We start from the raw sequence: 10,784 nt of genomic DNA, 5'->3' as shown, positions 1-10,784 counted from the left end.
CGGCAAGCCGCTGCGCCCGCACGAGGACGTCGCCGACCGGCGGCGCAGCGCCATGGAACTCACGCCCCGCGAAAAGGACAAGCTGCTGATCTTCACCGCCGCGCTGGTCGCCGAGCGGCGAAGGGCCCGGGGCGTCAGGCTCAACTACCCCGAGGCCGTCGCGCTGATCAGCGCGGCCATCATGGAAGGCGCCCGCGACGGCAAGACGGTGGCCCAGCTTATGAGCGAGGGCAAGACGCTGCTGGCTCGCAGCGAGGTGATGGACGGCGTTGCCGAGATGATCCCCGAGATCCAGGTCGAGGCGACCTTCCCCGACGGCACCAAACTGGTGACCGTGCACCAACCCATTCCCTGAGCGCGCACCAAAATCGCGCGAAGTCCCGACGATCACGCAACGCCCTCCAGGAGAGCGAACCATGAGCAACACGAGCCTTCGAAGCATCATCGCGACGATCGCGCTGGCATCGGCGGGCGCCGCGGCCGCGCATCCTGGGCACGACGGCGGCGCGCACCACGGCGTGTTCCAGGAGCTGGCCCACGGGCTCGAGTCGCTCGATCCGCTGCTGGTGTCCGGCCTGATCGCGGCGGCCGCGATCGGGGTCGTGATCGGGGTCGCCCGCCTGCTTCGCGGCAGGTGACGCGATGGCGGTCATTCCCGGCGAGCTGCTCACCGCGGAGGGCGAGCTCGAGCTGAACCCCGGCCGCCGCAGGATCTCGCTGGTCGTCGAGAACACCGGCGACCGGCCGATCCAGGTCGGCTCGCACTATCACTTCGCGGAGACCAATGCGGCGCTGCGCTTCGACAGGGCGGCCGCGCGCGGCATGCGGCTGGACATCGCTTCGGGCACCGCGGTGCGCTTCGAGCCCGGCCAGCAGCGCACAGTGGAGCTCGTCGACTATTCGGGCGAACGGGTGGCGCGCGGCTTTCGCGGCCTCGTCCAGGGGGCGCTATGACCACGATCTCCCGGCGCGCCTATGCCGAGATGTTCGGCCCGACCGTCGGCGACCGCCTGCGGCTCGCCGACACCGACCTGATCGTCGAGGTCGAGGACGACCTGACGCTGCGCGCCGGCGGCTACGGCGAGGAGGTGAAGTTCGGCGGCGGCAAGACGATCCGCGACGGCATGGGCCAGGGCCAGCGTCCGAACGGCCCGGGGGCGATGGACGCGGTGGACTGCGTGATCACCAATGCCGTCATCGTCGACTACTGGGGCATCGTGAAGGCCGACATCGGCATCCGCGGCTCGCGCATCGCCGCGATCGGCAAGGCCGGCAATCCCGACGTGCAGCCCGGCGTGGACATCGTCATCGGCCCGGGCACCGAGATCATCGCCGGCGAAGGGATGATCGTCACGGCCGGCGGCATCGACACGCACATCCACTGGATCTGTCCGCAGCAGATCGAGGAAGCGCTCGCAAGCGGCATCACGACGATGCTCGGCGGCGGCACCGGGCCTGCCACCGGCACCTTCGCCACGACCTGCACGCCGGGGCCGGAGAACATCGCCCGGATGCTGATGGCCGCCGACGCCTTCCCGATGAACCTGGGGTTCCTCGGCAAGGGCAACGCGAGCGACCCGGACCCGCTGCGCCAGCAGGTCGAGGCCGGGGCGATCGGCCTGAAGCTGCACGAGGACTGGGGAACGACGCCGTCCGCGATCGACTGCTGCCTGGGCGTGGCCGAGGAACACGACGTGCAGGTCGCGATCCACACCGACACGCTGAACGAGAGCGGCTTCGTCGAGGACACGATCGCCGCGTTCAAGGGACGAACGATCCACACCTTCCACACCGAAGGCGCCGGCGGCGGCCATGCGCCTGACATCCTCAAGGTGGTCGGCGAGCCCAACGTGCTGCCGAGCTCGACCAATCCCACGCGGCCCTACACGATCAACACGATCGACGAACACCTCGACATGCTGATGGTCTGCCATCACCTGGACGCGGGAATCGCCGAGGACCTCGCCTTCGCGGAGAGCCGGATCCGTCGCGAGACGATCGCCGCCGAGGACATCCTGCACGACCTGGGAGCGATCAGCATCTTCAGCTCCGACAGCCAGGCGATGGGACGGGTCGGCGAGGTGATCCTGCGCTGCTGGCAGACCGCCCACAAGATGAAGCAGCAGCGCGGCCCCTTGCCGGGCGACGGCGCGCGCAACGACAATTTCCGCGTCAAGCGCTACGTGGCCAAGCTGTCGATCAATCCGGCGCTGACCCACGGCATCGCCCACGAGGTCGGCAGCGTCGAGGCCGGCAAGTGGGCCGACCTGGTCCTCTGGAAGCCGGCCTTCTTCGGCGTGAAGCCCTCGCTGGTCCTCAAGGGCGGCTTCATCGCCGCCTCGGTGATGGGCGATCCCAATGCCTCGATCCCGACGCCGCAGCCGGTTCACTACCGGCCGATGTTCGGAAGCTTCGGCGGGGCACGGACCGCGACCTCGCTCACCTTCCTGAGCCGCGCGGCCGTGGACGCGGGCCTGCACGGCCGTCTCGGCCTGCGCAAGCAGGTGTCTGCGGTGAGCGGCTGCCGCAGCGTCAGGAAGGCCGACATGGTCCACAACGCCTATGCGCCCCGGATGCAGGTCGACGCGCAGACCTACGAGGTCCGCGCCGACGGCCAGCTGCTGACCTGCGAACCCGCCACGGTGCTGCCGATGGCGCAGCGCTACTTCCTGTTCTGAACGAACGGGAATCTTCGTGCGAACCGGAGGGCCGATGTTGACGGTCGACAAGCTGATCCCCGGAGGCACCGGCCTGGCCGCGCCGCTGCTCGCGAGAGCCGCCCGGGTCGAGCTCGACTGGGACGTCCGGCAGAAGAGCCGCTTCGATGCAATCGACTCCGCCGGTCGCCGGCTGGGCGTGTTCCTGCCGCGCGGCACCTCGGTGCGCGGCGGCGATGTCCTGGTCGCCGAGGACGGCTCGCTGGTGCGCGTGCAGGCCGCAGCCCAGCCGGTGATGATCGTGGAAGCCGATCGCCGGCACGGTTCGCCGTTCGACCTGCTGCGCGCGGCCTATCACCTCGGCAATCGTCACGTGCAGCTGGAGCTGCGCCCGGACTGCCTGAAGCTCGAGCCGGACCACGTCCTGGCGCAGATGCTGCGGCAGATGCGCCTGTCTGTGCGCGAGGCCCGCGAGCCCTTCGAGCCCGAGTCGGGTGCCTACGCGACGCAAGGCAGCCACAGCCACTCGCACGGGCACGGGCACGGGCACTCGCACGACCACGACCACGACCACGACCACGACCACGGGCACTCGCACTCGCACTCGCACTCGCACTCGCACGACCACGACCACGACCACGACCACGACCACGATGATGCCCGCGGCGGCGGCCATGTACACGGCCCCGGCTGCGGGCACTCGCACGCATGAGCGCCTGCCCCGGGCCCGCGTCGCCGGCCGCGCCGACGCTGCTGCAGCTGATCTGGCTCGCGTCGCCGGCACTGCCGGTCGGCGGATTCAGCTACTCCGAGGGCCTCGAAGCGGCGATCGAGGCGGGACGCGTACGCGACGAGGCGTCGGCAGCCGCGTGGCTCCTCGACCAGCTGAGGCTCGGGCCGGGGCTCGCGGACCTTCCGGTGCTGGCCCAGGCGATCCCGGCCTGGCAGGCGCACGACGCGCAGCGGATCGCGGAACTGAACGCGTGGACATTGACGACCCGCGAAAGCGCCGAGCTGCGTCGCCAGACCGAACAGATGGGCCGCTCCTTGCTCGAATGGCTCAGGAATCGCCCCGACGATCCCCGGCTCGTCACGCTCGCGGCTCTTCGGCCCGCGCCCTCCTTTCCGGTTGCGTTCGCGCTGGCGGCCCAGCAGGCGGGCGCCGCGCCCGAGCAGGCCCTTCTATCCTTCGCGTTCGGCTGGGCCGAGAACATGGTCCAGGCCGCACTGAAGGCAGTCCCGCTCGGGCAGAGCGCGGGCCAGCGGATTCTCGCCATGCTCGCCGATTCGATCCCCGCCGTCGCGGCTCACGCGCTCGCGCTCGACGACGATGGCAGGCAGTCGTTCACGCCGATGCTCGCGATCCTGTCCGCACGCCACGAAACCCAATACTCGAGGCTATTCCGCTCATGACCTCCCTGCATTCGATTCCCGGCCGCACCCGCAAGCTGCCGCCGCTGCGCGTAGGTGTAGGCGGGCCCGTCGGCTCCGGCAAGACCACGCTGGTGGAGATGCTCTGCAAGACGATGCGCGAGCGCTACGACCTGGTCGTCATCACGAACGACATCTACACGAAGGAAGACCAGAGGCTGCTGACCGTGGCGGGCGCGCTCGAGCCGGAGCGCATCATGGGCGTGGAAACGGGCGGCTGCCCCCACACCGCGATCCGCGAGGACGCCTCGATCAACCTCGAGGCGGTCGACCGGATGCTGGAGCGCTTTCCCGATGCCGACATCGTCTTCATCGAGTCCGGGGGCGACAACCTGGCCGCTACATTCAGCCCGGAGCTCTCCGACCTGACGATCTACGTGATCGACGTGGCCGCCGGCGAGAAGATCCCGCGCAAGGGCGGTCCGGGCATCACCAAGAGCGACCTGTTCGTGATCAACAAGACGGACCTGGCGCCCCACGTGGGCGCCAGCCTGGAAGTGATGGACTCCGACACGCGCAGGATGCGGCCGGAGCGGCCCTTCGTGATGACGAACCTCAAGACCCTGGACGGGCTCGCCGAGGTGGTGTCCTTCATCGAGCGCAAGGGCATGCTGACCGGCCAGTAGTGAGCCAGCCTGCAGCGGCGGCTGACGGCCGCCGCCCGGCAACGACTGTCAGCCGACCAGTTCCGCCCGGATCGCCCGCAGCAGCCGCTTGAGCCTTGCCGCGTTCTCCGGGCCGACCCGGATCATGATCTTCTGCCCTGCCGACAGCGACTCGAGCGCCGGATCCTCGAAGCGGTAGTGGACCTTGGGCTGCACCAGCCGGATCGGGCCGTCCACCTGCCGTGCCGCAAGCATGTCGTCGATCGCCTCGATCACCCGGTCGTTGAAGTGGCCCTTCGGGTAACCCATTCCGCGGTACTCCTGCTGGAACAGCGGATAGAAGCGCAGGTAGACCGACACCAGGCGCTTGGCCCCGACCGATTCGGCGAAGTTCACGAAGGCGTCGTAGCGCCGGTAGTTGGCCTGGCTCAGCGTCATCGCGTCGCCCTCGCGGGTGACCGCCAGCGCGCCGGGAATCCGCTGCACGACGCTGTACTGCGCCGGGATCAGTTCGCGCGGCAGGTTGTCGACCGTGATCACCACCCTGCGGGTGAAGTCGCCGATGTTTCCGAAGCGGCCGAGCTCGACGCGCGGGGCGATGCCGGTCAGCGCCTCGAGGATGGGCTCGTCGCTGCGCGCGAGCTCGGGCAGCGACGGGTCGCCCTCCTGCGCCACACCCGCCGGCAACGGGTACTTCGGGCCGCCGGCGGGGCGCTCCTGAACCGCTGGCTCCTCGGGCTTCGCCTGTTCGACCGGCGCCTGGGCCGGCGCCTCGGCGCCTGCCTGGGGCCCGGGCGAGGCGGGGGCGGTGACCGTGGCCGGAGCCTCGCCCGCGCCCGGCGCCGGACCGCCGCCTCGCTGCAGCCAGTAGTAGCCGCCCGCCGCGACCAGGGCGATGAGCAGGATGAGGATCCACCACGGAAATCCGGCCGTGGCGCGAGCAGGTCTGCGAGGAGGAGGCATGGCAGTTCCAGAACCGAACCGCCGAAAGCGTACATGCCGGCCGGGTCCGCGACAACCGGCCGTCGATACCGGCTAGAGTTGAGCCGAACCGGCACGAACGAAACGACCCAGGAGACGCCCCGATGGACACGCGATCCCCGGTTTCATCCCGCCCGGCCCACGGCCTTTCCTACGTGGCGCCGACGGCGACCAGCCCCTGGGGCACCTACCTCGCGCAGATCGAGCGGGTGCTGCCCTACCTCGGTCCGCTGGCCCGCTGGGCGGAGACCCTTCGGCGGCCCAAGCGCTCGCTGATCGTCGACGTGCCGATCGAGATGGACGACGGCACGGTTCGGCACTTCGAGGGTTACCGGGTGCAGCACAACCTGTCGCGCGGGCCCGGCAAGGGCGGCCTGCGCTATCACCCCGACGTGACGCTCGAGGAAGTGATGGCCCTGGCTGCGTGGATGACGATCAAGAACGCGGCGGTGAACCTGCCCTTCGGCGGCGCCAAGGGCGGCATTCGCGTCGACCCGAAGAAGCTCTCGCTGAAGGAGCTCGAGAAGCTGACCCGGCGCTACACCAGCGAGATCGGCATCGTGATCGGCCCGCAGCAGGACATCCCGGCGCCCGACATGAACACCAACGCCCAGATCATGGCCTGGATGATGGACACGTACTCGGCCAACGCCGGCGCCACGATCACCGGCGTCGTCACCGGCAAGCCGGTGCACCTGGGCGGCTCGCTGGGGCGGGTCAAGGCGACCGGCCGCGGCGTGTTCGTGACCGGTCGCGAGGCGGCGCGCCGGCTCGGGATGGATCTCGACGGCGCGCGGGTCGCGGTCCAGGGCTTCGGCAACGTGGGCTCGGCGGCGGCCGAGCTGTTCGTCGGGGCGGGCGCGAAGATCGTGGCGGTGCAGGACCACACCGGCACGATCGCCAACCCGGCCGGGCTGGAAATGGGCCCGCTGATCGCGTCGGCGCGGCTGCACGGCGGCGTCGGCGAGTTCCGCGGCGGCGGGCGGATCGACGACGAATCCTTCTGGGACATCGACTGCGACATCCTGGTGCCGGCGGCGCTCGAGGGCCAGATCACGGCGGCGCGCGCGCAGCGCCTGAAGTCGCGACTGGTGCTCGAAGGCGCCAACGGCCCGACGCTGCCCGACGCCGACGACGTGCTGGCCGATCGCGGCATCCTGGTGGTGCCCGACGTGATCTGCAACGCCGGCGGCGTGACGGTCAGCTACTTCGAGTGGGTGCAGGACTTCTCGAGCTTCTTCTGGACCGAGGACGAGATCAACCTGCGCATGGACAAGATCATCGTCGACGCCCTGAAGCGGATCTGGGACACCGCCGACCAGCACCGGATATCGCTGCGGACCGCGACCTTCGCGGTGGCCTGCGAGCGGATCCTGACCGCGCGGCAGGAGCGCGGGCTCTATCCCTGAGCGGCCGCGGGCCGCGCCTCGTTCTCGGCGGCCGCGGGCCGCGCCTCGTTGGCAGGCAGCCCGCTGGCGGCGGGCGCCGCGCCGCCGTCGCTGTCCTCCGCAGCCGCCCGCTCCAGCGTCTCGACGGACAGCGTCTTCGACGGCTTGACCCCCAGCTCGCGCAGCATCTCGGCCTGGCGGACCAGGTTGCCGCGGCCGGTGGCGAGCCGGGACCAGGCGCTGTCGTAGCTCTCGCGGGCCTGGCGAAGCCTCTCGCCGAGCTTCTCGAGGTCGCCGGCGAAGGCCACGAAGCGGTCGTAGAGCTCGGCGCCGCGCTCGGCGATCTCGCGCGCGTTGCGGTCCTGGCGGGCCTGCCGCCAGAGCTGCGCGACGGTGCGAACGACGAAGAGCAGCGAGGCCGGCCCCACGATCAGCACGTTGCGCTGCCATGCCTCGTGCCACAGGGCATCGTCGTGAGCGAGCGCGGCGGAAAACGCGGCCTCGACCGGCACGAACATCACGACGAAATCGGGCGAGCGCGCCCCGTGCAGCTGCTCGTATCCGCGACCGGCGAGGCCCTTCACGTGGCCGCGGATCGAGTCGACGTGACGGCGCATCGAATCGGCGCGCACCGCGTCATCGGCTGCGTTCACGTGCTCGCTCCAGGCCAGCAGCGACACCTTGGCGTCGATGACGAGCACGCGCTCCTCGGGCAGGCGCACGACCGCGTCGGGCTGAAGGCGGCGGCCCGCGTCGTCGGCCAGCGACACCTGCAGCTCGTACTCGCTGCCGCGTCGCAAGCCCGCCGCCTCGAGCACCCGCTCCAGGATCAGCTCGCCCCAGGCGCCCTGGGTCTTCACCTGGCCCTTCAGGGCCCGGGTCAGCGCGTGGGCGTCGTCGGACAGCTGCCGGTTCAGCGACATCAGCTGGCGCACCTGCTCGCCGAGCGCGGCCCGCTCGCGGCCCTCGCGCTCGTAGACCTCGTCGACCCGGCTGCGGAACTCGGCCAGCCGCTGCTGCAGCGGCTCGAGAAGCTGGCCGAGCTGCTCGCGGTGCCGCTCGCCGACCGCGCGCGCCTTTTCGTCGAGCACCTCGGCAGCCAGCGCGCGGAACTGGTCGGCCAGCTGCTGCCTGGCGTCGGCGAGAAGCCTGAGCTTCTCGCCCGACTGGCGGCGTTCTGCGTCGAGGGCGGCGCGCAGGCCGGCGACCCGCTCGGCCAGCCCGCGCGCATCGGCCAGCGCCGCGTCGCGCTGCTCGAGCGCGCGCTCGAGCGAGCCGCTGCGTTCGTCGAGCGTTGCGCGGCTGGCGGCGATCCGCCCGCGCCCCGGCAAGGCCCCGAAGGCCCAGCCCAGCGCGAAGAGGAGAACGCCGATGCCGGCCAGCACGGCCAGCACGGCCCGGGGCGACGAGGAGGCGAGATCCGCGATTGCGTTCAGCATCCGGCAATTTTCGCGGGCCCCGGGCTCACCGGATGAGCCTGGCGATCGTCGAGGCGTCAGGCAACTCGACCGAGGCCTCGGGAAGCCCGGCCGCGCCGCGCGTTCAGACCGCGAAGCTCGAGCGGTCGGTGCCCGCCTTCTCGGCCTCGACGATCCAGCGCGGCGTGCGGCCGCGGCCGGTCCAGGTTTCGCCGGTCTCGGGATGCTTGTACTTGACCGGCACCGCCTTGCGCGGCCTGCCCGGGGCAGCCGCCTTGCGGCCGGCGCCGCGCGGGGCGCGCGGCTTGCCGAGCGCCTCGGCGATCTCGGCGACCGATATTTCGTGGGCCTTCATCTGCCGGACGATCGCGGCGATGACCGGCTTGCGGTCCCTGTCGCGCAGCGCCTGCGCGCGCGCCTGGAGTTTCTTGATCTGCGCCTCGATCGATTTGAGCGACGTCGCCATTGTCTCCGGTTCCCTATTTCGACCCGCGGTCGTCCGATTATCGTTGGTGGTGGTTTCGAATATCCGGAACAAATTGCGGCCCGATCCCGGAATCATTTTCCGGATATTAATTCCCAATATTAATCCCGCGCAATCGGTGCGTTTTCCGGATCCCTCCCCCGGGTTTTTCCCGCCGTGCGTTCCCCGCGCCGGATCGCCGGCGGTGTACGCTTGCGGGCAGGCCGGGAAGGACCCCGGAAACGACCCCAACCGAACGAGGAGATTCGAGAATGACTGCACCGACGAAGAAGGTCGCGATCGTCACCGGCGCCGGTTCCGGCATCGGCAAGGCGAGCGCGCTGGCGCTGCTCGAGGCGGGCTGGCACGTGGCCTTCGCCGGTCGCCGCGCCGACGCGCTCGAGCAGGCGATCGCGTCGGCCCCCGGGGGCGCCGATCGGGCGCTCGCGGTGCCGACCGACGTTTCCGATCCGGGCTCGGTGCGCAGGCTCTTCGAGAAGACGGTCGAGGCCTTCGGACGCGTCGACCTGCTGTTCAACAACGCCGGCGTGAACGCCCCGGGAATCCCGCTCGAGGAGCTGACTGTCGAGCAGTGGAAGAACGTGGTCGACATCAACCTGACCGGGCCCTTCCTGTGCACTCAGGAAGCGATCCGGGTCATGAAGGACCAGGCGCCGCGCGGCGGCCGGATCATCAACAACGGCTCGATCTCGGCGCACGCGCCGCGCCCGAACTCGGCGCCCTACACGGCGACCAAGCACGCGATCACCGGCCTCACTAAATCCACCTCGCTCGACGGCCGCAAGTACGACATCGCCTGCGGCCAGATCGACATCGGCAACGCGGCCACCGAGATGGCGTCGCGAATGGCAAACGGCGTGCCGCAGGCCGACGGCCGCATCGCGCCCGAGCCGCTGATGGACGTGCGCCACGTGGCCCAGACGATCGTGCACATGGCCAGCCTGCCGCTCGAGTCGAACGTGCAGTTCGTGACCGTGATGGCCACCAAGATGCCCTTCGTGGGCCGCGGCTGAAGTCCGGCGGTAAACCTGCTGCGCGGCCCCGGCGCCGCGCTCTTCAGCCGAACATCTGGCCGCCGTCGACCGCGATCGTCTGGCCGGTCACCCAGCTCGCGAGGTCGCTGGCGAGGAACATCACCACGTTGGCGACCTCCTCGGGCCGCCCCATGCGGCCCGACGGGATGCCCTTCAGGATCCGATCGTAGAGCGCCGGGTTGTTGCGCTTCGCGTCGTCCCACACGCCGCCCGGGAACTCCACCGAGCCCGGCGCCACGCAGTTCACCCGCACGCCCTTGCTCGCCAGTGCCGCCGCCTGCGTCATCGTGTACTGGATCAGCGCGGCCTTGATCGCGCCGTAGGGCGGCGTGCGCACGCTCGGCGCCAGCCCCGAGATCGACGAGATGTGGACGATCGAGCCGCGCGAGCGCTCCAGGTGCGGCAGCGCGGTGCGCGAGGCGCGCACCGTGGCCAGCAGGTCGACGTCGATGCTCGCCGCCCAGCCCGCCTCGTCGTCGGAGCGCCCGAAGCCCGAGGCGTTGTTGACGAGCACGTCGATGCCGCCCAGCGCGTCGGCGGCAGCCTCGACCCAGTCGACGACCGCGCCGCCGTCGGACAGGTCGCAGACCGCTTCGTGGACCGTGCTGCCCAGGTTGCGAAGCTCGTCGGCGGTCTGGCGAAGCCGGCTCTCGCCGCGCGCGCAGATCGAGACGTGGGCCCCGGCCGCTGCGAATCCGAGGGCGATCGAGCGGCCGATGCCGCGGCTGCCGCCGGCGATCAGCACGCGCCGGCCGGTGAAAGAGATGTGCATCCTGGGTCTCCTCC

At 70.6% G+C, this 10,784-nt stretch carries 13 protein-coding genes; 9 read left to right on the top strand and 4 right to left on the bottom strand.

All coding sequences use genetic code 11. From position 1 onward, the window contains the following. The first annotated feature begins 52 nt into the window (after positions 1-52). The 7 genes from M6I34_RS15210 to ureG all read left to right on the top strand — a co-directional run bounded on the left by M6I34_RS15210 (position 53) and on the right by ureG (position 4,714). Complete coding sequence (locus tag M6I34_RS15210; protein WP_272486525.1) at positions 53-355, top strand: urease subunit gamma; 303 nt, start codon at positions 53-55, stop codon at positions 353-355. Positions 356-416: 61 nt separating this feature from the next. Next, positions 417-638: a hypothetical protein gene (locus M6I34_RS15205; protein WP_272486524.1), complete on the top strand. Its 222-nt coding sequence runs from the start codon at positions 417-419 to the stop codon at positions 636-638. 4 nt (positions 639-642) lie between these two features. Beyond that, the gene (locus tag M6I34_RS15200; protein ID WP_272486523.1) at positions 643-954 is read left to right on the top strand and encodes an urease subunit beta; all 312 of its coding nucleotides are present in this window, start codon (positions 643-645) and stop codon (positions 952-954) included. Beyond that, positions 951-2,678 (top strand): urease subunit alpha, encoded by a 1,728-nt coding sequence (gene ureC, locus M6I34_RS15195; protein ID WP_272486522.1) that lies wholly within the window; start codon positions 951-953, stop codon positions 2,676-2,678. The genes M6I34_RS15200 and ureC overlap by 4 nt, the downstream gene beginning before the upstream one ends. Before the next feature lie 34 nt (positions 2,679-2,712). Beyond that, a complete protein-coding gene (gene ureE, locus M6I34_RS15190) occupies positions 2,713-3,369 on the top strand; it encodes an urease accessory protein UreE (RefSeq protein ID WP_272486521.1) in 657 nt (218 codons plus the stop codon). After that, positions 3,366-4,070: an urease accessory protein UreF gene (locus M6I34_RS15185; protein WP_272486520.1), complete on the top strand. Its 705-nt coding sequence runs from the start codon at positions 3,366-3,368 to the stop codon at positions 4,068-4,070. Before ureE ends, M6I34_RS15185 begins: the two co-directional genes overlap by 4 nt. Then, positions 4,067-4,714 (top strand): urease accessory protein UreG, encoded by a 648-nt coding sequence (gene ureG / locus M6I34_RS15180; RefSeq protein ID WP_272486519.1) that lies wholly within the window; start codon positions 4,067-4,069, stop codon positions 4,712-4,714. Before M6I34_RS15185 ends, ureG begins: the two co-directional genes overlap by 4 nt. Positions 4,715-4,762: 48 nt before the next feature. Here the strand turns inward: ureG and M6I34_RS15175 are convergent, their stop codons facing one another. Further along, positions 4,763-5,656, bottom strand: a complete 894-nt coding sequence (locus M6I34_RS15175; RefSeq protein ID WP_272486518.1) for a DUF3014 domain-containing protein — start codon at positions 5,654-5,656, stop codon at positions 4,763-4,765. Positions 5,657-5,778: 122 nt separating this feature from the next. Here M6I34_RS15175 and M6I34_RS15170 point away from each other — a divergent pair, with 122 nt between their 5' ends. Beyond that, positions 5,779-7,083, top strand: coding sequence for a Glu/Leu/Phe/Val family dehydrogenase (locus tag M6I34_RS15170; RefSeq protein ID WP_272486517.1), 1,305 nt, complete (start codon positions 5,779-5,781; stop codon positions 7,081-7,083). On the opposite strand, the gene M6I34_RS15165 is transcribed toward M6I34_RS15170, so the two are convergent. After that, positions 7,074-8,501: a DNA recombination protein RmuC gene (locus tag M6I34_RS15165; protein WP_272486516.1), complete on the bottom strand. Its 1,428-nt coding sequence runs from the start codon at positions 8,499-8,501 to the stop codon at positions 7,074-7,076. The genes M6I34_RS15170 and M6I34_RS15165 overlap by 10 nt on opposite strands. 103 nt (positions 8,502-8,604) lie before the next feature. Then, a complete protein-coding gene (locus tag M6I34_RS15160) occupies positions 8,605-8,946 on the bottom strand; it encodes an H-NS histone family protein (RefSeq protein ID WP_272486515.1) in 342 nt (113 codons plus the stop codon). Between the two features lie 269 nt (positions 8,947-9,215). Here M6I34_RS15160 and M6I34_RS15155 point away from each other — a divergent pair, with 269 nt between their 5' ends. Beyond that, entirely contained in the window at positions 9,216-9,977 is a 762-nt protein-coding gene (locus tag M6I34_RS15155; protein WP_272486514.1) for an SDR family oxidoreductase, read from the top strand. A 43-nt stretch (positions 9,978-10,020) separates the two neighbouring features. Here the strand turns inward: M6I34_RS15155 and M6I34_RS15150 are convergent, their stop codons facing one another. Beyond that, positions 10,021-10,770 (bottom strand): SDR family NAD(P)-dependent oxidoreductase, encoded by a 750-nt coding sequence (locus tag M6I34_RS15150; protein WP_272486513.1) that lies wholly within the window; start codon positions 10,768-10,770, stop codon positions 10,021-10,023. Positions 10,771-10,784: the final 14 nt, after the last annotated feature.

It is taken from the genome of Zeimonas sediminis (assembly GCF_023721795.1).
Classification (GTDB): domain Bacteria; phylum Pseudomonadota; class Gammaproteobacteria; order Burkholderiales; family Burkholderiaceae_E; genus Zeimonas; species Zeimonas sediminis.
Note: the sequence above shows the minus strand (reverse complement) of the source record. Positions and strands in the feature narration are given on the sequence as shown.